The sequence below is a fragment of the Paenibacillus filicis genome (assembly GCF_038070315.1).
Classification (GTDB): domain Bacteria; phylum Bacillota; class Bacilli; order Paenibacillales; family NBRC-103111; genus Paenibacillus_G; species Paenibacillus_G filicis.
The window spans coordinates 116,866-139,484 of the sequence record NZ_JBBPCC010000009.1; the positions used below are offsets into that span (position 1 = coordinate 116,866).

At 55.1% G+C, this 22,619-nt stretch carries 17 protein-coding genes; 14 read left to right on the forward strand and 3 right to left on the reverse strand.

The window, feature by feature from the left end:
* Positions 1-288: 288 nt before the first annotated feature.
* The 8 genes from WMW72_RS15395 to WMW72_RS15430 all read left to right on the forward strand — a co-directional run bounded on the left by WMW72_RS15395 (position 289) and on the right by WMW72_RS15430 (position 11,072).
* A complete protein-coding gene (locus tag WMW72_RS15395; RefSeq protein ID WP_341416390.1) occupies positions 289-1,935 on the forward strand; it encodes a response regulator in 1,647 nt (548 codons plus the stop codon).
* Positions 1,932-3,716 (forward strand): cache domain-containing sensor histidine kinase, encoded by a 1,785-nt coding sequence (locus WMW72_RS15400; protein ID WP_341416391.1) that lies wholly within the window; start codon positions 1,932-1,934, stop codon positions 3,714-3,716. The genes WMW72_RS15395 and WMW72_RS15400 overlap by 4 nt, the downstream gene beginning before the upstream one ends.
* Positions 3,713-4,693, forward strand: coding sequence for a substrate-binding domain-containing protein (locus WMW72_RS15405; protein WP_341416392.1), 981 nt, complete (start codon positions 3,713-3,715; stop codon positions 4,691-4,693). Before WMW72_RS15400 ends, WMW72_RS15405 begins: the two co-directional genes overlap by 4 nt.
* A 248-nt stretch (positions 4,694-4,941) precedes the next feature.
* The gene (locus WMW72_RS15410) at positions 4,942-6,027 is read left to right on the forward strand and encodes a galactose ABC transporter substrate-binding protein (protein WP_341416393.1); all 1,086 of its coding nucleotides are present in this window, start codon (positions 4,942-4,944) and stop codon (positions 6,025-6,027) included.
* A gap of 136 nt (positions 6,028-6,163) precedes the next feature.
* The gene (locus tag WMW72_RS15415) at positions 6,164-7,681 is read left to right on the forward strand and encodes a sugar ABC transporter ATP-binding protein (protein WP_341416394.1); all 1,518 of its coding nucleotides are present in this window, start codon (positions 6,164-6,166) and stop codon (positions 7,679-7,681) included.
* 19 nt (positions 7,682-7,700) lie between these two features.
* Complete coding sequence (gene mglC, locus WMW72_RS15420; protein WP_341416395.1) at positions 7,701-8,711, forward strand: galactose/methyl galactoside ABC transporter permease MglC; 1,011 nt, start codon at positions 7,701-7,703, stop codon at positions 8,709-8,711.
* 223 nt (positions 8,712-8,934) lie between these two features.
* A complete protein-coding gene (locus tag WMW72_RS15425; protein ID WP_341416396.1) occupies positions 8,935-9,561 on the forward strand; it encodes an FMN-dependent NADH-azoreductase in 627 nt (208 codons plus the stop codon).
* A gap of 290 nt (positions 9,562-9,851) precedes the next feature.
* Entirely contained in the window at positions 9,852-11,072 is a 1,221-nt protein-coding gene (locus WMW72_RS15430; RefSeq protein ID WP_341416397.1) for a GNAT family N-acetyltransferase, read from the forward strand.
* 125 nt (positions 11,073-11,197) lie between these two features.
* Here the strand turns inward: WMW72_RS15430 and coaA are convergent, their stop codons facing one another.
* Positions 11,198-12,118: a type I pantothenate kinase gene (gene coaA, locus WMW72_RS15435; protein WP_341416398.1), complete on the reverse strand. Its 921-nt coding sequence runs from the start codon at positions 12,116-12,118 to the stop codon at positions 11,198-11,200.
* A gap of 221 nt (positions 12,119-12,339) precedes the next feature.
* Here coaA and WMW72_RS15440 point away from each other — a divergent pair, with 221 nt between their 5' ends.
* The 4 genes from WMW72_RS15440 to WMW72_RS15455 all read left to right on the forward strand — a co-directional run bounded on the left by WMW72_RS15440 (position 12,340) and on the right by WMW72_RS15455 (position 16,864).
* Complete coding sequence (locus WMW72_RS15440) at positions 12,340-13,626, forward strand: DRTGG domain-containing protein (RefSeq protein ID WP_341416521.1); 1,287 nt, start codon at positions 12,340-12,342, stop codon at positions 13,624-13,626.
* Positions 13,627-13,741: 115 nt separating this feature from the next.
* Positions 13,742-14,746: a Gfo/Idh/MocA family protein gene (locus tag WMW72_RS15445; protein WP_341416399.1), complete on the forward strand. Its 1,005-nt coding sequence runs from the start codon at positions 13,742-13,744 to the stop codon at positions 14,744-14,746.
* A gap of 59 nt (positions 14,747-14,805) precedes the next feature.
* Positions 14,806-15,765, forward strand: coding sequence for a helix-turn-helix domain-containing protein (locus tag WMW72_RS15450; protein WP_341416400.1), 960 nt, complete (start codon positions 14,806-14,808; stop codon positions 15,763-15,765).
* Between the two features lie 13 nt (positions 15,766-15,778).
* Positions 15,779-16,864 carry a Gfo/Idh/MocA family protein gene (locus WMW72_RS15455; protein WP_341416401.1) on the forward strand — a complete coding sequence of 362 codons (1,086 nt, stop codon included), beginning with the start codon at positions 15,779-15,781 and terminating at the stop codon, positions 16,862-16,864.
* 131 nt (positions 16,865-16,995) lie between these two features.
* On the opposite strand, the gene WMW72_RS15460 is transcribed toward WMW72_RS15455, so the two are convergent.
* A complete protein-coding gene (locus tag WMW72_RS15460) occupies positions 16,996-17,862 on the reverse strand; it encodes a CPBP family glutamic-type intramembrane protease (RefSeq protein ID WP_341416402.1) in 867 nt (288 codons plus the stop codon).
* 354 nt (positions 17,863-18,216) lie between these two features.
* Here WMW72_RS15460 and WMW72_RS15465 point away from each other — a divergent pair, with 354 nt between their 5' ends.
* Positions 18,217-19,902 (forward strand): methyl-accepting chemotaxis protein, encoded by a 1,686-nt coding sequence (locus WMW72_RS15465; protein WP_341416403.1) that lies wholly within the window; start codon positions 18,217-18,219, stop codon positions 19,900-19,902.
* Between the two features lie 131 nt (positions 19,903-20,033).
* Positions 20,034-20,852 (forward strand): hypothetical protein, encoded by an 819-nt coding sequence (locus WMW72_RS15470; RefSeq protein ID WP_341416404.1) that lies wholly within the window; start codon positions 20,034-20,036, stop codon positions 20,850-20,852.
* A gap of 143 nt (positions 20,853-20,995) precedes the next feature.
* On the opposite strand, the gene WMW72_RS15475 is transcribed toward WMW72_RS15470, so the two are convergent.
* Positions 20,996-22,534 (reverse strand): copper amine oxidase N-terminal domain-containing protein, encoded by a 1,539-nt coding sequence (locus tag WMW72_RS15475; RefSeq protein WP_341416405.1) that lies wholly within the window; start codon positions 22,532-22,534, stop codon positions 20,996-20,998.
* Between the last annotated feature and the right edge of the window lie 85 nt (positions 22,535-22,619).

Consider the following 22,619-nt stretch of genomic DNA (forward strand, 5'->3'; position numbering starts at 1 on the left):
GCTGGATAGAGACAGATATTCAACCACGCGATGCTGTCCAATGTGACAGGAGACCTCTTCCCAAAAAGCTGGTTCTTCCGATACATTAAGTATCAAAAATGGCGAATAGAGACAGACATTTAGCCGCACGATGCTATCCAGTATGAATTAGGGAGGACCTCTTCCCAAAAAGCCGGGTCTTCTGATACAGTAAGTATCATAACTGGCGGATAGTGGCAGGATGCTGCCGCAAGAATAGGTGCGGGCCAGTACCGGGAGGACGGGAGCCGCCCGGCGGGGAGGAGCAGCATGTACAAGCTGGTATTGGTGGAAGACGAAGAGGATGTCCGGGAGGGCATTGCCGCAGAAATCGACTGGGCTGCCTGCGGGTTCGAGTTGATGGATACGGCGGAGAACGGGAAGGATGCCATGGATTTAGTCGAGCGCTGGGCTCCTGATGTGGTTGTCACGGATATCCGGATGCCGTTCATGGACGGGATGCAGCTGGCTGAGTGGATTCGCGAGCGTTATCCGGCCACCCGGATTATAATCCTGACGGGATTTGACGAGTTCGAATATGCCCAGAAAGCGATCCGGCTGCAGATCGACGAATATGTGCTGAAGCCCTTTTCCGCCCAGGAGTTGATCAACGCGATCTCGAAGGTCAGGACTCAGATAGACGGGGAAACCGAGCGAAGGAAGGATATGCTTACGCTGCAGGAATATTACCGCAAAAGTCTGCCGGTGCTGCGCGAGGTGTTTCTGACTTCCCTCGTCACGCGCAAGCTGCCCCGGAGGCAGATCGAGGAACAGTGCGCTCACTATCAGCTGGACCTTAGCGCGCAAGCCTATAATGTCGCCGCGATTCGCATTGATAAACCGGAGGAGACCGCTACGGGCGAGCATGCCTTCGAATCGCTGCGTTATTCTAAGGACGAAGAATTGAAAGCGTTTGCGGCGTTGAATGTAGCAGGAGAAATCGTAAGCCGAGAGCAGCTCGGGCTTATTTTCCTTCATAACGGGCTGCTGATTATTGTTGCGCTGCATGAGCAGCCGGCATCCCATGCTGTCTGGCAGCGGATGCTGGCGGTGATGGAAGAAATCCGGCAGAGCATGGAGAAGTACTTGAAAATCACCGTGACGGTTGGCATAGGCACGACCTGCAGCGAGGTGACCGAGCTGTCACATGCATTCAGCGATGCCGTGCTAGCGCTGGATTATCGGCTGATTCTCGGGGGAAACCGGCTGATCTGCATCAGCGATGTGGAGACGCGCTTTGTCGAGAAGCTACGCTTCGACGAACTGAAGGAGCAGGCCTTGGTCCGCTCTCTGAAGGTAGGGACGGTCCATGAGATTCAGCAGACGGTGGACGGGCTGTTCGAGGGAACCAGCGATGCAAGGGTTTCCGTCAAGGATTATCAGGTGTATCTGATGGAAATCCTGACGGTCATCCTCAAGGCGGCCAAGGATGCGCAAGCCGATCTGGAGGTGATCTTCGGTCCGGACTTCGCACCGCTGGCTGAGCTGAACGGCTGCACCGAGCTCGCCGAGGCCAAGGGCTGGATACTGAGCTTGTGCCTGCGCCTGGCGCAGGGCATTACCTCCGGTCGGCAGTACGCTTATAAATCATTGGTGGAGCAAGCCCGGTCTTATACATTGGAGCACTATCAGGATGCCGACCTGTCCATCAACAAAGTATGCAATCATCTGCATATCAGCGTCGGGTATTTCAGCAGCATCTTCAAGAAGGAAGCCAAGGTGACGTTCGGCGCTTACCTGGTGAACATTCGGATGGAGGCGGCCAAGGAGCTGCTGCGTACGACGGATCTGAAGGCGTTCGAGATCGCCGAGAGGGTCGGCTACATGGAACCGAATTACTTTAGCTTCAGCTTCCGCAAGGCCGTCGGAATATCGCCGAAGGAATACCGCAGCATGGCGGGTAACGGCGTGCTATGAACAGATGGCGTACCCGGATTCGCCAGCGGCTGATCGAATCGTGGAGGGGGCGCAGCATCCAGTTCATTCTTACAACCTCCTTCACCCTGATCACGGTGCTGGCCATCGTGATCGTCAGTGTTATGCTGTACGACAAGTTCTCCCGGACAGCGGAGGAAAATGCGTTTCTTGCGAGCGGCCAGATCGTGGGGCAGGTGACCTTCAACCTGGAGAGCTACTTGCAAAATACGACCCAGGTTTTTGCCTCCGTGGATGCCCGCGTCAGGCAAAGCGGCAGTCTGCAGGCCCGGGTCCTGCAGGAGCAGATCGGCACCCTGCTGGAATCGCGCAGCGACATCGTCTCCATGGCGCTGTTCAACGAGCAGGGCGAGCTGCTGGCCGGCTACCCCGACGCTGAGCTGCGAGGCACCACCTGGATGACCGAGCAGAGCTGGTTCCGCAGTGCGCTGGAGAACCCCAACCACCTCTCCTTCTCGTTGCCCCATGTTCAGAATCTGTACAAGGGCCACTACAAGTGGGTAGTGTCCCTTAGCAAGGGGATTACGCTGGAGCGAGGAGGCGTCAAGGAACAGGCCGTGCTGCTGATGGATGTCAATTTCAAGATGATTGATGATCTGCTGCGCCGGGTTAGTCTCGGGCAGAAGGGCTACGTGTACATCATCGACGAGTCGGCAGGCAGCATTGTGTATCACCCACAGCAGCAGTTGATTTACGCCGGGCTGAAATATGAGAACGTGGAGCAGGCGCTGAGGTATACCTTCGGCAGTTATATCGACTCTCCGAACGGGGAAAGACGGCTGATCACGATCAAAACCGTTCATAATATCGGATGGAAGGTGATCGGCGTCTCCTACATGGACGAGCTGCTGACGACGCGCAAGGAAATCGGGGGCTTTATCGTCTGGCTGCTGCTATTCGTCATTGTGTTTGTCCTGATGATCTCGGCGTTTCTGTCGGCGCGTATCTCCATGCCGATTAAGCGGCTGGAGCGTTCGATGCGCAAGGTGGAGCAGGGCGACTTCGATATTCACTTGGAGGTGCGCGGCGACGATGAGGTCGGGCGGCTATCACGGCGGTTCAATCTGATGGTTGCGCAGATCCGGGAGCTGATGGGGCAAATCATCGAGGAGCAGGAAACGAAGCGGAAGGGAGAGCTGGAGGTGCTGCAGGCGCAAATCAATCCGCACTTTCTGTACAATACGCTGAATTCCGTCGTTCGGCTGGCCGGGAGCGGCAAGGGCGAAGAGGTGATCACGATGATCACGTCGCTTTCGAAGTTTTTCAGGATTAGCCTCAGCCGGGGAAAGAGCCTGATTACCGTGCAGGATGAGCTTGAGCATGTGAAAAACTATCTGATTATCCAGAAAATGAGGTATAAGCGCAAGTTCGATTTCGAGGTTAGGGCCGAGGAGCAGGTACTAAGCTGTGTCACGCTGAAGCTGATTCTTCAGCCGATCGTGGAGAATGCGATTTACCATGGGATGGAGATGCTTGTGGACGAAGGGCATATCGAGATCCGGGCGGACCGGATCGGCAACCGGGTCAGGCTCCAGGTGCGGGATAACGGACCCGGCATCCCGCCGGATAAGCTGGCAAGGCTGCTGGCCGGAGACGCCAAGAGCGACAGCGGCTCCGGGGTCGGGCTTCGCAACGTACACGAACGGATCCGTCTGCAGTTCGGCCAGTCTTACGGGCTGAAGATGGAGAGTGAGCTGGAAGCGGGCACGACCGTGACCCTCTGGATTCCTTATGCCTTCTCAGAAGAGGAGGATCAGTCATGAGTAAAATGACCTCATCGGCTGCGCTATTGTCCTGCCTGCTGCTCGTCTCCTGCGGATCATCGGCTGCCGATGCCCAGCCTCGCAAGAACGAAGAGAAGCGGCAGATCGCGCTCGTCCTGAAATCCAGGGACAGCGACTTCTGGCAGGCGGTGCGCAATGGGGCTGAGGCTGCAGCCAAGGAATTCAACGTGGAGCTGGTTACGGAGGCTTCTGTGGATGAGGAGCAGGTGAATGAGCAGATTCACCTAGCAGAGGAGGCCGTCCATTATAAGCGCGATGCGTTGGTCGTGGCGGCCAACGATGGCAAGGCTGCCGCAGCTGCGGTGGAGCTGGCGGCAGCGGCACGGATGCCCGTTGTGGCGCTGGATACTGAGATCGAATCGCCTCGGGTGAGTGCTTTCATCGGCATCGACCATTACGATGCGGGTGTAAAGGCCGGACAGAAGCTTGCGGAGCTGCTCGGGGGGAAGGGAAGCGTCGCTCTCCTTGGCTTCAGGCAGGAAGATCGCAATGCCTCCGAGCGGGAGCGGGGCGTGCGGAGCGCACTGGGGGCGTATCCGGACATCAGCGTAAGCGAGACGGCCTACTGTGCCTCCGACCGTAAGCTATGCGAGGAGCAGACGGGCAAGCTGCTTGAGCAGGGGCAGGGCGAACCGCCAGCGGGAGTTATCGCGCTTCATGCGGTGTCCTCCAGCGGCATGGCCCGGGAGCTGGCGCGCCAAAGGCCGCGTGAGCGGGTCAAGGCGGTCGCCTTCGATATCGAGCAAGAGGATATCGAATATTTGCAGGAGGGCGTGATCCAGGCGACGATCACCCAGAATCCGTTCAGTATGGGGTATCTGGGGGTCAAGGCGGCTGTCGACCTGCTGCGCGGCGTGAAGCCGGCCGCTCGCTACGGTACGGGCACGACCGTCATCGACCAGCGCAATATGTTCTGGTCGGACAATCAGAAGCTGCTGTTTCCATTTGTAAAGTGACCTGCCGTCTTATTTCCCGACCCGAGAATAATTGCACCGGAGCTAGGCCCGTTTCCCGTTAGGGTGAACGGGCTTTTTCCTGGAACACAGCCGTCAAGACTCTACTCTGACGGTCTATGCGAAGATATGAGAATTTCGATAGAACAGATGAGAATATTGCATGTGCATTTTCAGCAAAATGCAACATAATGAAACTCGTAAGCTAGAGAAAGCTTCTTCCAATCTTACAATTAACTGGAGGTCTTGAAATGAGCAGAAAAGCAGTATCCTTGGTCATGGCGGCAGCGCTGGCCGCAACCGTAGCGGGTTGTGGCTCAAGTACGCCGGCAGCTAACACGAATAAAGGGGGAACGGCTGCAGGCACGACTAACGGCGGCAGCGCAGCTACAACGGCGGCAGCCAAGCAGTCGACGATCGGGGTGGCGATCTACAAATTCGACGATACGTTCATGACGGGTGTGCGTAATGCGATCACGACGGCTGCCGAAGGCAAGGCCAAGGTGGATATCGTCGACAGCCAGAACTCACAGCCGACCCAGAACGATAAGGTCGATCTGTTCATTACCAAGAAAGTGAATGCACTGGCCGTCAACCCGGTTGACCGCACAGCGGCAGGCGTTATGATCGACAAGGCGAAGGGCGCGAACATTCCGATCGTCTTCCTGAACCGCGAACCGCTGGCTGATGACATGAAGAAGTGGGATAAGGTTTATTATGTCGGTGCCAAGGCGGAGCAATCGGGCACGATGTCCGGTCAACTGGTCGTCGACTACTTCAAATCCCATCCGGAAGCGGATAAAAATAAAGACGGCGTCCTCCAGTATGTCATGCTGAAGGGAGAGCCGGGGCATCAGGACGCAGAGTTGCGGACAAAATTCTCAGTCAAGGCGGTTGAAGATGCGGGTATCAAGGTGGAGAAGCTGGCAGAAGACACAGCGATGTGGGACCGCGTCAAGGGTCAGGAGAAAATGGCCGCGTTCCTCGCTTCGCATGGAGATAAGATCGAAGCGATCTTCGCGAATAATGACGACATGGCGCTCGGCGCGATTGAAGCCCTGAAGGCCAAAGGCTACTTCAAGGATAACAAGTACATCCCTGTTGTAGGCGTAGATGCTACGGCACCGGCTCTGAAGGCGCTGGAAGACGGCACGCTGCTCGGCACGGTACTGAACGATGCCAAGAACCAAGGGAAAGCTACGCTGGAGCTGGCCAATGTGCTGGCAGCCGGTCAAGTGCCTTCCAAGGACAATACAGGCTATGAAATCACAGACGGCAAGTATGTCTGGATTCCTTACAAAAAAATTACCAAAGCGAATATGAACGACGCGAAGTAACAGCGAATAAAGCCGGGCAAGGCGGGGGAGAAGCGCTTGCTTCCCCCTTGTTCGGCCGCATGCGGAGCAGGGCCTCTTGATGGCTGCGGACATGGTCCGGCAAGAGGAGTTTCATAGGCAGGAGGCGCGACCCGATATGAGTGAAGCTCAATATGTACTGGAAATGAAGGATATTACCAAGGTGTTCCCTGGGGTCAAAGCACTGGACGGCGTAACCTTGAGGGTACGTCCTGGAACGGTGCATGCGTTGATGGGAGAGAATGGTGCGGGCAAGTCGACATTGATGAAATGCCTGTTCGGCATCTATAAGGCGGACGGCGGGGAAATTGTTCTGGATGGAAGCAAAGTTGAAATCAATAGCTCGAAGGATGCGCTTGCCCGAGGCGTTTCGATGATTCATCAGGAGCTGCATCCTGTGCCGTTCCGCAGTGTGATGGAAAACATTTGGCTCGGCCGGTTTCCGGAGATGGGGTTCGGGCCATTCAAAATAATCGATCATCGCAAAATGTATGAGAACACGGCGAAGTTGTTTCAAGAGCTGAATATGGATCTTGATCCCAGAACCATTGTCCGCAGCTTGTCCGTCTCCAAAATTCAATCGCTGGAAATTGCCAAAGCCGTCTCCTTTCACTCCAAAGTAATCGTCATGGACGAGCCGACATCGTCACTGACGGGCAATGAGGTCGAAGCGCTGTTCAAGATCATCAATCAGCTCCGTGATCAAGGAGTCTCCATTATTTATATCTCCCACAAAATGGAGGAGATCCTGCGCATCTCGGATGAAGTGACGATCATGCGCGACGGTCAACTGGTCGGCACTTGGCCGGCAGCCGAGCTCACGACAGAGCTCATCATCACGCGGATGGTGGGACGCGATCTGAAGGAGCGCTTCCCCGAGCGTCACAGCGAGCCGGGCGATATTCTGATGAAGGTCAGCGGGTTATCCTCGCCCTCTCCGAGATCGTTCCGCGACATCAGCTTCGACCTGCGCGAGGGTGAGGTGCTGGGGATCGGCGGACTCGTCGGCGCCCAGCGGACCGAGCTGATCGAGGCGATCTTCGGGCTGCGATCGATCACCTCCGGTGATATCAGCATTCGCGGGAAAAAGGTTCGCATCCGCAGGCCTGTCGACGCGAAGCGGCATAAAATCGCGCTGCTGACGGAGGAGCGGCGGGTGACAGGTATTTTCCCTGTGCTCAATATCAAGGAAAATACGATCATCGCCAACCTGGAGCGTTACCTCAATCCGCTGCGGCTGATGAACGACCAGAAGGCCAGAGCCGAAACCACGCAGAGCGTGGAGCGGCTCCGAGTGAAGACGCCAACCATTCATACGCTGATCAAGAATTTGTCGGGCGGTAATCAGCAGAAGGTGCTGCTCGCCCGCTGGCTGCTCACGGAGCCGGATATTCTGATGCTTGACGAGCCGACGCGAGGTATCGACGTCGGGGCAAAGTTTGAAATTTATTCGATCATCGCGGATTTGGCCAAACAAGGCAAGAGCATCATCATGATTTCTTCGGAAATGCCTGAGCTGCTCGGCATGTCGGACCGTATCATGGTTATGTCCGACGGGAAACTGTCCGGCATCCTCGACCGGAAGGATGCGACAGAGGAAGAAATCATGCGCCTGGCTGCCAAGCATCTGGGCTGACGACAGGAGGACTACGAAGATGAATACGAAAAAGATATCCGGTTTCGTTACGCAAAATGCGATTTACATCGTGTTGATTCTGCTGATCGCCGGGATCGCCTTGAAGGACCCGCGTTTTCTGGACATTGGCATATTGCGGGATATTCTATTGCAAAACTCCACTCGTGCGATCATCGCACTAGGTGCGGCGTTCGTTCTGATTACAGGGGGAACGGACTTGTCCTCGGGACGTGTCGTCGGTCTCTCGGCGGTGCTGTCCGCTTCGATGCTGCAAATCAGCGACTACCCGCGCCGGTTTTTCCCTGATCTGCCTGAGCTGTGGGTGGGTCTCCCGATTGTGTTCGGCATTCTCGCAGGCCTGGTTGTGGGCCTGATCAACGGATGGGTTGTCGCCAAGCTCAATGTGCCGCCATTTATCGCCACGCTGGGCACGATGGTTATCGTCTACGGAGTTAACTCGATTTACTTCGATATGAAGCCGAACGAATCCCAGCCGATCGCCGGCTTGCGTCCTGATTTCACCAATTTCGGCTCCGGCTTCTTCGGGCCGAACGGACCTTATTCCATCCCTTACATCGTTCTTATCGCCGTTGCCGTAGCTGTGATTGTCTGGATTATCTTCAATAAAACGAGACTTGGCAAGAATATGTACGCGATCGGCGGCAACGTACAGGCAGCGACCGTATCCGGTATTCATGTCGCTCGCAACCTGATCGGCATCTATGCGATTGCAGGCGCTCTGTACGGACTGGGCGGTGTACTGGAGGCAGCGCGCACAGGCGGCGCCACCAATAACTATGGCAACATGTACGAGCTCGATGCCATCGCGGCCTGCGTAGTGGGCGGCGTCTCGACGGCAGGTGGGATCGGAACCGTGCCCGGCGTATTGGCGGGCGTACTGATCTTCGGAGTTATCAACTATGGCCTGACATTTATCGGTGTCAGCCCTTACTGGCAATTGATCATCAAAGGTCTAATTATCGTAGCAGCCGTTGCATTCGATATCCGCAAATATGTAGCCAAGAAATAAAGAAATATAGGTTTTGAGAAAAGGGCCGCCAGCATCCAAGTGCTGGCGGCTTTTTGCCGTTGCGGCAGGGCAAATAGGGAGATTTGAATAATTTCGTTGACAAACAGGGCACGGATATGATACAAATATTACATGAAAGTTTACAAACTTTTTGTAAGTAAGTATATATAAATTATTTGTGAATGAATCATTACCGATTTATTCCGGGAGATGAGGAACTATAATGTCAACTGTGTTATTTGTCAAAGCGAACAATCGTCCTGTCGAGCAAGCGGTAAGTGTCAAGCTGCATGAAGCGTTTCTGGAAAGCTACAAAGCTTCCCATCCTGAGGATACGGTGATCGAGCTGGATCTGTTCGCCGAGACTCTTCCATATCTCGATTCTAACATGATTACAGGCATGTTCAAAACGGCTAAAGGCTTCGAGCTTACAGCCGAAGAGCAAGCCGCTGCAGCAACAGCCAACCGCTATCTGGATCAATTCCTGGCTGCGGACAAGGTCGTATTCAGCTTCCCGCTTTGGAACTTTACGCTGCCTGCAGTCTTGCACACGTATATGGATTATCTGGGTCAAGCCGGCAAGACGTTCGGCTACACGGCTGAAGGTCCGGTAGGTCTTGTCACGGACAAGAAGGTAGCCCTGCTGAATGCCAGAGGCGGCGTTTACTCCGAAGGTCCTGCAGCGGCTGTAGAAATGTCTGTCAACCTGCTGACGAACGTGCTTGGATTCTGGGGCGTTACAGACATCACGAAGATTATCGTAGAGGGCCACAATCAATTCCCGGACCGCGCGCAGCAAATCATCGCCGATGGTGTGGAGCAAGCGACCGTGGCTGCCCGCACGTTCTAAGTCATAGTTCTGATTCTTCCATATGATATGAAGAAGCCTGTACCGGATTGTCGGTTCGGGCTTTTTTTGTCGTAATGAGCAAAGCCGTTTATACGATTTTCATTCATCAAAAGCTTGAATTTGGAAATACTATGATCTTATCGGTCATGACAAATTTGTGATCGCACTATGCTGCCGCTCGGTTCGTCAAGGCCAGAAAGAATAAGAAAAAACTTGAATCGGCCTCTTCTGCTCTGAGATCCTGAAGCAAGCGGCATAGACTGGCGAGGGAAATAAGGAGGTACACGGTGGTGAGCCGTCAGAAATTGCACGAGAAGCTCAAGATGAAGGAAGTTGAACCGAAACACGGTGAGCAATTCAACAATTTGCTTCGCTATGTGTTTAATATTACGAATCACGACCTACAAACGGTAGGCTGGGAGAACGGAGAGATTGCCCAGGCGAAGCTTCCAGTATTGGAGCAAGCCGATGTGCTGGGCTGGTTTAATGGAGATCAGCTCATCTCGCAGCTGGCTGTGTATCCGTTTCAGGTGAATATTTTTGGGAAGGCTTACGAGATGGGCGGGCTAACGGGAGTCGGCACTTACCCCGAGTACTCCAATCTTGGCCTGATGAATAAACTGATGCGCCAGGCCTTGGCCAATATGCGGGATCGGAAACAGTCGATTTCTTATTTGTATCCCTACTCCATACCTTATTACCGCAACAAGGGCTGGGAATTTATTTCGGATAAAATATCGTTCGAAGTGAAGGATACCCAATTACCCAAATTAAAAAATGTTCCTGGAAATATGGAACGTGTAACGATCAAGCATGCGGATATCAAACGGGTTTATGATCGTTTTGCCTTGCAAACCCATGGGGCTATGCTTCGAAGTGAGCTGGCTTGGGAAGAATATTTACGCTGGGATCTGGAGGATATGATAGCAGCTATCTATTACGATGCGGAAAATCAGCCCACCGGCTACTTGTTGTATTGGATTGATCAGGAAGTGTTCTATTTGAAAGAGATCGTATTTATCAATCAGGAATCATGGGCAGGTCTGTGGAATTTCATCAGCGCCCACTTCTCTATGATTACGAAGGTCAAGGGACATACGTATACCGACGAGCCCCTTGCTTTTCTGCTGGATGATGGCGATATTAAGGAAACCATCATTCCTTATTATATGGCGCGTATTGTCGATGTCAGCCTGTTTGTGGAGCAATATCCATTTCAAAAGCAAGAAACGGACGGCCAGCTTACAATCGCTCTGCATGATCCGATGCTGGAATGGAATCATGGGCTATTCACCTTAACCGTGGACAAGAGCGGCCAGGGACAGCTGGTTAAAGGGGGTGAAGCCCGCGATGCCGAATTGGATATCCAAACGCTGACCACGATGCTGATGGGCTACAAACGTCCCTCGTATTTAGCGCGGATCGGGCGTTTGAAGGCAAATGAAGCTGCCGTTGAGGTGCTCGAACAGTGGATACGACGTCAGCACCCGTACTTCTCCGATTATTTTTAATCAAGCATCCGGCCGCCTATCGGCGGATTAGGCTGAGGCCGGTAGGCGGCCATAGCAGTAAGGCTGTGCAAGTGCGATCCTTGAGTCGCAGTTGCACAGCCTTGTTTGTCGTCTGGACGGCTCAGCTACTTGCGGACAAACAGCCGCTCGATGGCGTGATCCGGTCCTTTGCGAAGAATGAGCTTGGCCCGGCCCTTGGTGGGCCGTATATTTTCACGCAGGTTCAGCGCATTGATCTCTTTCCAGATGCCTGTAGCGGTATGATTGGCTTCGTCCTCGCTCAGGCTCGCATAGCGGTGGAAGTAAGACTGCGGATTGCGGAACGCCGTATCGCGCAGCATGAGGAAGCGCTCCACATACCAACGCTCGATATCGCGTTCATCGGCATCCACATAGATCGAGAAATCGAAGAAGTCGCTGACGAACACTTTGGCATCCCGGGTAACCTGAAGGACGTTGATACCCTCGACGATCAGGATATCCGGATTGTGGACCAGCTGGGCCTCGCCCTCTACGATATCGTAGGACAGATGGGAGTATTGCGGGACGACGATATCCGGCTTGCCTGCCTTGATATCGCGGATGCATTGCAGCAGCTTCTTGGTGTCATAGCTCTCCGGGAAGCCCTTGCGCTTCATCAGGCCGCGCTCCTCCAGCACCCGGTTAGGGAACAGGAAGCCGTCGGTCGTGATCAGGTCGACCTGCGGGCGCCAGGGTTCACGGGACAGCAGCGCCTGGAGCAGGCGCGCTGTCGTACTCTTGCCGACCGCGACGCTGCCGGCGATACCGATGACGAATGGCACCTTCTCCCGCTTATGCTGCAGGAAGGTGGCAGAGGCCTCGTGAAGCTGCCGGGCCGCCGAGGCCTGAAGATGGATAAATCTCGATAGCGGCAAATAGATGTCTTCGACTTCCTGGAAGGAAATCCGGTCGTGGAAGCCCTTGCGGCGGTCAAATTCCTCGCGGCTGATCGACGGCGTGGAGCTGTAGCGCAGCTCCGACCATTCTGCGCGGTTCATTTCAAAGTAAAGGGAGTAGGGATCCATATCTGCTAATACCTCGCGCTCAATGTCGTATTTTCAAATATTAGCACAACTATCGTAAAAAACAAGACTTGGCAAGCGCTTTCGATGAGGCATGGGATGCTTTTTCTGTGCGCGTAGGCTAAGATTGAAGAAGAATCAGGCGGCAGTTCGAACCGCCGGAAGGAGGTGCGCGATTCTTGAGCGAACGACCCCAGGAGTTATTGACCAAGCATGAACAAATCATGCGATATATTGAAAATCTCAGTGTCGGGGCCCGTATCTCAGTGCGTAAAATCGCCCAGACGCTGGAGGTGAGCGAAGGTACGGCATACCGCGCTATCAAGGAAGCGGAGGCGGAGGGCCTGGTCAGCACCAAGGAGCGGACGGGTACGGTCCGGGTCGAGAGCCGCGAGCGGCACCAGTTCGACCGGCTGACCTTCGACGAGGTCGTGCATATCGTGGACGGTGTGACGCTTGGGGGCGCCGCTGGCCTGCATAAGACGCTGAACAAATTCGTCATCGGCGCGATGCAGCTCGAGGCGATGATGCGGTATGTGGAGCCGGGCAATCTGCTGATCGTCGGCAACCGCAGCCAGGCGCATCTGTATGCGCTGGAGCAAGGAGCTGGCGTGCTGATCACGGGCGGATTTCAAGCATCGCCGGAGGCGCGGGAGCTGGCCGACCGGCTGGAGCTGCCGATGATCGGGAGCAGCTACGATACCTTCACCGTCGCGACGCTGATCAACCGGGCGATTCATGACCGGCTCATCAAGAAGAAAATTATTCTCGTCCAGGATATTATCCGGACGGATACGGATGTTCATTATTTGAAGGGAACCGATACGGTGCAGGAGATGCAGGAGCTAGTCGCCCGGACCGGCCATACGCGTTATCCGGTCGTAGACGACTACCATCGTCCGATCGGCATCCTGACGACCAAGGACGTGCTGGGCGCCCAGCCTGCAGATCCGGTGGAAAGCCACATGAAGCGCAATCCGCTGACTGTTCACGTGCAAACCTCCGTCGCTTCGGCCAGCCATCTGATGGTCTGGGAGAGCATTCAGCTGCTCCCTGTGGTGAGCGACCACAAGAAGATGCTCGGCGTCATCAGCCGCAGCGATGTGCTCAAGGCGATGCAATTCATCCAGACACAGCCGCAATACGGCGAATCGTTCGAGGATCTCATCTGGGCGGGCTTCGAGAAAGTCCGAGATAAGAACGGCAAGGTACTGTTCCGCGGCACGATTACGGCACAGATGACCAATCATGTCGGGATGGCGTCCGAGAGCGTGCTGACGACGCTTATGAACCAGGCTGCACTGCGGATGGTCAAGGAGCACCGCCGGGGAGACCTGATTCTGGACAGCTCCTCCAACTACTTCCTGATGCCGATTCCACTGGACAGCGTGGTCGAGGTAAGACCCGTGATCATAGAACTGAGCCGGCGTTTCGGCAAGATCGAGGTAGAGCTGGAGCTGGGCGGCGTACGGATGGCGAAGTCCATGTTTACCGCCCGGCTGATGGATTGATTCATGTCGTATTTTTATATAGACGATGTCGCCAAATTGCACTAAAATTATAAAAAAAACTATGGTACATTAATCCCAGGATGTCTCAAATTTAGAGTTGAAGGAGAGAGCTATCTTGGCTTTACGCATTGGTAAAATCAGTTATTGGCATGTACATGCCTGGGACTATACGAAGCAGGCGCAGCAACACCCCGATACAGAGATTGCAGGCGTATGGGACGAGGACGCCAGCCGCGGCAAGGAAGCGGCCGATAAGCAGGGCGTGCCGTTCTACGAGTCGCTTGATGAGCTGCTAGCCTCGGATATCGACGCGGTTATCGTCGATGCGCCGACCCGGCTGCACCGGGATGTGATCGTGGCGGCTGCCAAGGCCGGCAAGCATATTTTCACCGAGAAGGTCATTGCTCCAACGGTGAGCGAGGCTCGCGAAATTCTCGCGGCCGTCGAGGCCAGCGGCGTGAAGCTGACGGTATCCCTGCCGAGGCTTAACGATGGTTATACGCTGAAAATCCGCGAGCTGCTGGAACAGGAGATTGTAGGCCGCATCACGCAGGTACGCGTCAGATTATCGCATAACGGCGCAATTGCGGATTGGCTGCCGCAGCATTTCTATAGCCTTGAGGATTGTCTGGGCGGAGCCTTGATCGATCTGGGCTGCCATCCGATGTATCTGACCCGTCTGCTGCTCGGCGAGGAGCCGGTGGACGTGACGGCGCAATACGGCTATATCACAGGCAAGGAAGTCGAGGACAACGCCGTGTCGGTGCTAACGACGAATTCCGGCGCGATCGGCATCGTGGAAGCGGGCTTCGTCAATAGCTTCTCTCCCTTTACGGTAGAGGTGCATGGTACAGAAGGAACACTGCTCTACGGGACGCCGGAGGAGAAGCTGCTGCTGCGCACGAAGCGTCAGGATGGAGCTTTCGCCGACAAGTGGAATGAGATTCCACTGCCAGACCGTCGTGAGAGCGCCTTCGATCAATGGGTCGGGCATATTGCGAATGATACGACTGCTGAGGAAAACATCCGACTTGCGCTGGATCTGACGGCGCTGATGGAAGCCTCTAACCGGTCTGCGCTGGAGCGGCGTGCAGTCCGCTTGGATGAGCTGGGCCTGTAACCCGGCGAGATAGCTCTCAGCAGACCCGGGCGGTATGACTCTGAAAGCGGAGGAATGATATGATCGGATTTCCGTACGAAGTGATGATGGAGCGGAGAGAAGCTCTGGAGCGGCTGGATCTGCGCGTACGCTGGGGGCGCTATGAGATCCGCGTGCTGCGGTTTCATATGACCACGTTTGCTTCGGGCAAGACCTGCAGCTTTCACAAGCATGCGGAGTTCGAATTTCACTTTATCCCGAGCGGCGCAGGCAAGGTCGTCATGGTCGACCGCCCCTATGAGCTGAGCGAAGGCATGCTCTATGTAACTGGCCCGGGCGTGATGCATTACCAGGAGGCACATACGGCCGATTCGATGGAGGAGCTTTGTCTGCATATCGATATCATAGACCGGATCGCCCGGGGTGGAGAGGGCCGTGAGGTCTGCAGCATGGACCGGTGGGAAATGGCTGAAGCTGATGACTGTGTCAGCAAGCTGCAAGCGCTTCCTCTCGTGCCTACACTCGATGTGCATCAGGCCATGCCCTTCTTTCTGGAGGCTTACCGGGCTTGCTGCGACAACTACTCGGGATCTTACACGACCATCAAGCAATGCATCGTGCAGATTATGCTGCGGACGGTACGTGCCTATGATGACGGCAAGCTGCAGCTGGAGCTGCCGGAGCGCGATGTCAATGCGAGCCGGTACCGGTTCGTCGTGCAGTACATCCGCTCGAACTATGCCAGCCCGCTGACGCTCGAGGATGTTGCCGATAAGCTCAATGTCAGTTCCCGGCAGCTGCAGCGTATTCTTAAAATGTATCACCCGGGAAGCTCCTTCCGCGGCATCGTTGAGGATGTCCGGCTCGAAGCGGTGTGCCGAAGGCTGGACGAATCCGATCTTCCCGTAGAGAAGATCGCGATACAGGAGGGCTTTGCCAACGGCAATTATCTGCACGCGGTGTTTCGCAAGCGGTTCGGCATGACGCCGTCCCAATACCGCGGGCGCAATACTCCGGCTCACTTACCTATATCCCTATAAGGAGGACACCAACATGTCCCGTATTTACCGAATTGCCATCGTAGGCTGCGGCGGTATCGCCAAAGGCAAGCATCTGCCAAGCCTCAGCAAGCTGTCCAATATCGAACTGGTTGCCTTCTGCGATATCGTCGAAGAACGCGCTCAAGAGGCAAAAGACCAATACGGAGCAGAGGGCGCAGCGGTTTACACCGATTATCGCGAGCTGCTTAATGATAGCTCGATCGATATCGTGCATGTGTGTACGCCGAACGACTCCCACGCGGAGATCTCTATTGCCGCTCTGGAATCCGGCAAGCACGTCATGTCCGAGAAACCAATGGCCAAGACGGCAGCTGACGCTAAGCGGATGCTGGAAGCGGCTGAGCGTACGGGCAAGAAGCTCACTGTTGGCTACAACAACCGTTTCCGTCCGGACAGCCAGCATCTGAAGAAGCTGTGCGAGGGAGGCGAGCTGGGCGAAATTTATTATGCCAAAGCTCATGCCATCCGCCGCCGTGCCGTTCCGACATGGGGCGTATTCCTGGATGAAGAGAAGCAGGGCGGAGGTCCGCTGATCGATATTGGGACGCATGCGCTGGACTTGACGCTGTGGATGATGAACAATTACAAGCCGAAGGTTGTACTCGGCACCTCGTACCACAAGCTCAGTCAGACTGAGAATGCGGCGAATGCCTGGGGGCCTTGGGATCCGTCCAAGTTCACCGTCGAGGATTCCGCGTTCGGTATGATCGTGATGGAGGATGGCGCGAGCATCGTACTGGAGTCGAGCTGGGCGCTCAATACGCTGGAAGTCGACGAAGCGAAGTGCACGCTGAGCGGGACCCAGGGCGGCGCGGATATGAAGGGCGGCCTGCGGATCAATGGCGAGAAGCACAGCCGTCTGTACACGAGCGAAGTGGAATTGAAAGCCGGTGGCGTAGCCTTCTACGACGGTAAAGCCGAGAAGGATGCCGATCTGGAGATGAGACGCTGGATCGAGGCGATCGACGAGGACAAGGAGCCGGTCGTGACACCTCAGCAAGCCTATGTCGTCTCCCTCATTCTCGAGGCGATCTATGAATCCTCCCGCACAGGCAAGGCCGTTTATCTGGACGTATAGTATCGTGCATCGAAAATCAGACCGTTTCCTGTTTCCAGGGAACGGTCTTTTTGGTGCTTGGCCGCATGAACAGCTAAGGCGTACAAGTTTCGGCATATCACAGGCAGATGACGGAGGAAGCGCCGCGAATCTTACAGCGTCTTTACATGCAATGGCTTCCGGGAAATAAAGAGTGCCGCTGCCACCACAACAATAGCGACCAGAATGCCCGACTCTCCTGTCCACAGCAGCGCATTCTTCCCTTGGGTGAAGGCGTCGAAGACGTCCTGGATGATCGCATTCCAAGCTGCATGCAGCAGGACGGCAGGCCATACGCTGCCTGTAGATAACCGCAATCGTCCGATGATGCATCCGAAGGCGGTGATTGTGATCATAAACAGAACGACGGAGAGTACAGGGTACGGACCGGAATAATAATTCCCTGCAAGGATCATCGGAAGATGCCAGATTCCCCAGATGATTCCGCTTGTCAGGATAGGGAAGGGGATACGGGCGTCGATCAGACGGGTAAGCATATAGCCCCGCCAGCCTAATTCCTCCCCAGCGCTGCCGATCAGGCCCAGCGCCGTCCCGGCGAACATCTGCATGAGTAAGAGTCCCACAAATACGATAACAGGCGAAGCTTTAAGAGAAGTTTCAGGTGTGACAACCTCCACAAGTCCTGTGATCCAGGCTGTACCGTAGGCCGCAAGACCAATAATCACAGGAAGCAGCAGAATAAACGGCAGGGTTCTGAGCGTTTTCCGCCCGCCTATCAGCAGGGAGATATCGGCTTTTCCTTCGCGCAGCAGCAAGCGGGTGAAGATGGAGGCTAGACCAGGCGTCCACATCAGAAACAAGACACCAAGATCAGCGATCTTCATGGCAAGCACATAGCCAAGGATGGAGAGCGGGATAAGAAATGCGAAAAAGACAAGAAGTCCCCGACGGGCAGAACGAACAGGGGATTTTAGCCTGTTCGGAACGATGGCAGGCGTGCCGCCATAGCTGGTTTTCATGAATGAGTTGCTCCTTTTGTGAAAAGTATGTAGGTCCTGATGTAGTATAACATCGCACGTACATGGTCTGAACAAACTGAAGTCCAGCCCATTCCTAGTCCAAAGTCTAGACATTCACTTGACATAATTTGTAGCAAGGGTACGGGGGAAAGCTTATGGATCACGCTTGTACGTGTCCCTTTACATCAAATTTATATTGCAATTTATGTAAATTACGTTATGATAAAAGATAGTTCATAATGCCTAATGTGAACTTATCTAACGCCCCGGGATGAAGGTTTTCTTGTCTTCAAGATTAGAGGGAGCACGGAAGAATGAATAGGATCAGGATGAAGCGTAGGGGGATTATCTAGCATGAAATTAACCATAGGTAAAAAGTTGTACGGCAGTTTCAGTGTGATTCTGATCTTTCTGATCGTGCTGGGGATTATTGCTTACACGGCATTGGCCCGGGTGGTCGGTTCCTATGAGGACATGATCGGACGGCGGGCATCCTTGCTCATTCTTATGAAGGATATCCAGGTCAAGGCGATCGAGCAGAACAGCAGCCTGAAGGAGTATCTGCTGATGGGCAGCGAGTCCTCCAAGAATAAGACGGTGGCATCGAATACGGAAACCAGTGAATCCATCACGCGGGCCATGGAGCTGGCCAAGTTACAGGATCATAAGGATTTACTGGCCGAGCTATCCGAATTGAATGGGACCTATCTGGAGCTGGCGAAAACCGTCATGGCGGCCTCGACGCTCAAGCAGGGTCAGGATATAGCCACGCAGAATACGTTTCCGATCGGCCTCAAGATCGCCAGCGATGCCAAAAAACTGGCCGACGATCAGCAGAAGCTGATGGACGAGGGTGCGGCGGCTAACAGCAAGCTAATTGAGGGAGCGAATACGCTGCTGGTCATCACGATTCTTCTGTCCATCGTCGTATCCGCTGTACTCGGCACATACATATCCAGGCATTTGTCCAGGCCGATTGTCGCTTTGTCGCAAGCCGCCAGACGCATTGCTTCCGGGGACCTCAGAACGACAGGTGTCTCAGTCAGCAATAAGGATGAACTCGGAGAGCTGGCTTTATCTTTCGGGCGGATGGGGGAGGAGCTTCGAGGCTTGATCCGTCAAATTCAGGATTCCGTGGAGCATACGGCAGCCAGCTCGGAGCAGCTTACCGCCAGCTCCGGCCAGTCGGCGGAGTCGGCCAGCGGCATGGCAGGCGCGATTCGCACGATTGCAGCAGGCAGCGGCATGCAGGCGGCCAGCGCGGACGAATGCGCGACTGCGATGCAGGAGATGGCCTCCGGTCTGCAGCGGATTGCGGAGTCATCCGCGGATGTAGCCGATATGGCCGCTCATGCGATGAGTCGTGTCGACGGAGGGCACACCGCCCTGCAGCTGACGATTGATCGGATGGACAGCATCCTGGAGACGGTACAAAGCGCCTCCGGGCAAGCCTCCGAGCTCGATGCCCACTCCAAGCAGATCGGGCAGATCGTAGGACTGATCGCAGACATCTCGCAGCAAACGAACTTGCTGGCCTTGAATGCATCTATTGAAGCGGCCAGAGCGGGAGAGCATGGCAAGGGCTTTGCTGTGGTTGCCGAGGAAGTGAAGAACTTGGCTGCTCAAACTAAGGAATCGGCAGGCCGGGTAGAGCACATTATCCGCCTGATCCGGGACAGCACGGGCAAGATCGTCGAGGCAGTCGACGTGAGCGTGCAGGAGGTCCGGACGGGGAGTCAGGCCGTTAACGAGGCAGGGGAAGCATTCACGGAGATTCGCGAAGCGATGCGTAGCGCGGTGCATCAGATTCAAGAGGTGTCGGCTTCCTCCGAGGAAGTATCGGCGGGTTCGGAGCAGGTGCTTGCGGCCGTCGAAGAAGTGTCCCGCATCTCGCGGGACATCTCGGAGCATACCCGGCAGGCCGCTGCAGCTACCGAGGAGCAGCTCGCTTCTATGGAGCAGATCGCCACATCGGCGTCCGGCTTGAGTGAGCTAGCTCAGACGCTCCAGACGAAGGTCCGCACGTTTACGATCGAATAGGCATATTCAGCCAATTTTCAGCTAACCTTTGGTTTGCGCTCAGCGGAGCTTCATGTTCGTTTCAGATTTCTTCTTTATGATGGGTCTTGTAGCAGCCCAAACCCATTCTAATCACAAAGGAGAATGAACACATGAATCCCATGATGAAGAAGATCGCAACAGGAACCTTGGCAGTCGGACTATTGGCAGGAGGGGCCGGCGTTTATTATTCACAAGCCTTTGCGGCGACGGATTCTTCCGCTCCAGCAGCAGACAGTCAGGCAGCAGGCAAAGCGCCTAGAACCCACGGTGGTGAAAAGGGTGCCCGGGGTCCGTTTGGCGGCGACTTCAAGCGCGGCGGAGGCGGTCTCGTGGAGCAAACGGCAACGGTGCTTGGCGTCGAAGCTTCGGTGATCCGCGACGAGCTTAAGCAGCAGAAGACACTGGCGCAAATTGCGCTGGACAAGGCTAATCTGAGCGAAGACGCCTTCCTGCAGAAGCTGCTGGATGCGGAAAAAACGAAATTGACGGAGCAGGTCACAGCGGGCAAGCTGACGCAGGCTCAGGCCGATGAGCGGATAGCTGGACTGTCCGAGCGGATTCAAAAAGAAATTACGGCAGTCGGCGGTTCGTTCGATGGCAAGGGAGGAGGGCATGGCGGTCAGCCAGGCAAAGGAGGCTTCCCAGGTGGAGGCCGAGGCGGCTTTGGACCGTTCGGCAGTCCGGAAGCCTTGTCGTCCGCGCTCGGCTTGACCAAGGATGAGTTGTCCGCTGCCCTGAAGGAAGGGAAGTCGCTCACCGAAATTGCAGCGGATAAAGGCATCGACAAGGATCAGCTTGTCAGTAAAATTAAAGACTCACTCGATGAGCCGATCCGTCAGTTCATCGACCGGAAGCATACGGGCAAGGAGCAGCCGCCAGCGCCTGCTTCCGGCACGGCGACGGATGCAACAAGCGGTGCAGGAGCCTAAGCCGCTCGAAGTATAGCTCCATAGGTATAGAAAGGCCGGTTCGCCTCCTGATGGGAGGGGAACCGGCCTTTTTGTGTTTGGAAGGAGTTGCGACAGAGAGTCCGTGGGCTACTTCGGACTGCCCGGGAAATCCAGGCCAGCAGCTACTTCTGGATCGTTTCGAGCAAGCCGTTGGTAAAATACAAGTAGCTGTCATTGCCGATGCCAAGTCCGCGGTATACCCATTGCTCCGAGACGCCAAGCACGGTTTTCATCTCGTTGATCTTATTCGGCTTGCCCCAGGCGAGTTCCGCTTGTTCCCGGGTCATGCCGATTTTGACCTTACCCTCGCGAATCAGGCTCTTGATTGATTCGGACCAGTTAAAATCATTAAGCGGGTCTCTAATATAGAAAGAATCGATAAGCTGATCGAGGGAGGAGAACGTATAGGTGATCTCCTGCTTGCCATTGCTGAGGGTGACCTTGGCACCGTTGTAGCTGATCACAGTCAGCGGCTCAAATTCATGAAATTGTGGACCGGAGAAATCATGGCCGGCGTACGGCAGAGTAGCCGCCCATAGCTTCGGATATTCCTTCCAAATGTTCTCGGCCCCAGTGTCCAGAGCAAGCTGCTTGATCCCTTTGGCAATCACGGCGTCCTTCCCCCAGGAGGCATCCTTGCTTAGATCGGCTGCGGTCAGATCGATGCGATGATTGTCGCCCCAAGCGGCTTTCATGTCCATATACTCCGTAAGAAAGGCAACCGGCACATAGATGACATCCTGCTCAGAAATCGGCGGATACTCCAGGCGTGCGCCATGCTCGTCCATGCCACGGCCGTAATAAGTCATCAGGCTGCTGTCCGAACGGATGAGCAGGATACGCTGCGGCAGATTGATTCGGAGAATGCCGTCCACGGATTCCGCCGAGATCTTGAGCTTGCCGAGCAGGCTCCATAGTGGAACATGCACCGCATTGTTGCGCACGATCGGTGCAAAGTCAGATTGGAGATAGCTGCCGTTGACATAGATCTGATAGCCCTGAGCGCCGGCTGGAGGGGAATCCTCCGAAGCAGATGAGTTTTTTTGAAGACCGGTAGGTTTGCCCTCGTTCCAGGCGCCCTGGTACCAAATATCGCCATAGATCGAAGTACCACGTACGGCTTGGCCTTGACCGTGAGGCAAGCCGTTCTTCGTCTCCCCTTCATAGACAAAGCCGGTTCCCTCCCACTCGTAGTAAGGATGGGTACTGATATACAGCTCCTTGTCCTTCGTCACGACTTCAGCGTACTTCTTCTCCGCATTCCAGCTCACCGAAGCGCCGAATGCCTCGGTGACGAAGCGCAGCGGGACGAAGGTTTTTTCGTCAAGAATTTGCGGAGCAGTCTCCAGCGTCTTTCCTTTTCCGTTGACCTGAACGTCATGGTCGCCAATCGTGAGCTTGACGGTCGAGCCGTCCTTGTCCAGGGTAATCGACTTGGTAGCGGCTTCCCAGGTCAGCTTGGCGCTCAGCACATCCGTCAGATCTCGCAGCGGGACGAGCACGCTGCCTTGTACCAATACGCCGATATCCATATTCAGAGCTTCCTTGGTCTTGGCTGCGGGCTTGTCAGCCCCTGCGGCCACGGCTGGCCATACTCCGCAGAACAGCATCCCGCTCAGAGCCAGGGCGGTGGCGGACCGTCTCCAACTTGTTTGTTTCATAGATAAACCCTTCCTTCGTATGATCTAAAATTATGGCAATTACCCAATCTATTCCATGGGGTTAAGAATAATATCGGTTGGACAT

Coding starts and splice junctions, on each gene's coding strand:
- WMW72_RS15470 (WP_341416404.1), top strand. CDS start 20,034: ATGAATCCCATGATGAAGAAGATCGCAACAGGAACCTTGGCAGTCGGA.
- mglC (WP_341416395.1), top strand. CDS start 7,701: ATGAATACGAAAAAGATATCCGGTTTCGTTACGCAAAATGCGATTTAC.
- WMW72_RS15460 (WP_341416402.1), bottom strand. CDS start 17,862: ATGAAAACCAGCTATGGCGGCACGCCTGCCATCGTTCCGAACAGGCTA.
- WMW72_RS15455 (WP_341416401.1), top strand. CDS start 15,779: ATGTCCCGTATTTACCGAATTGCCATCGTAGGCTGCGGCGGTATCGCC.
- WMW72_RS15425 (WP_341416396.1), top strand. CDS start 8,935: ATGTCAACTGTGTTATTTGTCAAAGCGAACAATCGTCCTGTCGAGCAA.
- WMW72_RS15465 (WP_341416403.1), top strand. CDS start 18,217: ATGAAATTAACCATAGGTAAAAAGTTGTACGGCAGTTTCAGTGTGATT.
- WMW72_RS15440 (WP_341416521.1), top strand. CDS start 12,340: ATGCGATATATTGAAAATCTCAGTGTCGGGGCCCGTATCTCAGTGCGT.
- WMW72_RS15450 (WP_341416400.1), top strand. CDS start 14,806: ATGATCGGATTTCCGTACGAAGTGATGATGGAGCGGAGAGAAGCTCTG.
- WMW72_RS15410 (WP_341416393.1), top strand. CDS start 4,942: ATGAGCAGAAAAGCAGTATCCTTGGTCATGGCGGCAGCGCTGGCCGCA.
- WMW72_RS15400 (WP_341416391.1), top strand. CDS start 1,932: ATGAACAGATGGCGTACCCGGATTCGCCAGCGGCTGATCGAATCGTGG.
- WMW72_RS15475 (WP_341416405.1), bottom strand. CDS start 22,534: ATGAAACAAACAAGTTGGAGACGGTCCGCCACCGCCCTGGCTCTGAGC.
- WMW72_RS15415 (WP_341416394.1), top strand. CDS start 6,164: ATGAGTGAAGCTCAATATGTACTGGAAATGAAGGATATTACCAAGGTG.
- WMW72_RS15405 (WP_341416392.1), top strand. CDS start 3,713: ATGAGTAAAATGACCTCATCGGCTGCGCTATTGTCCTGCCTGCTGCTC.
- coaA (WP_341416398.1), bottom strand. CDS start 12,118: ATGGATCCCTACTCCCTTTACTTTGAAATGAACCGCGCAGAATGGTCG.
- WMW72_RS15395 (WP_341416390.1), top strand. CDS start 289: ATGTACAAGCTGGTATTGGTGGAAGACGAAGAGGATGTCCGGGAGGGC.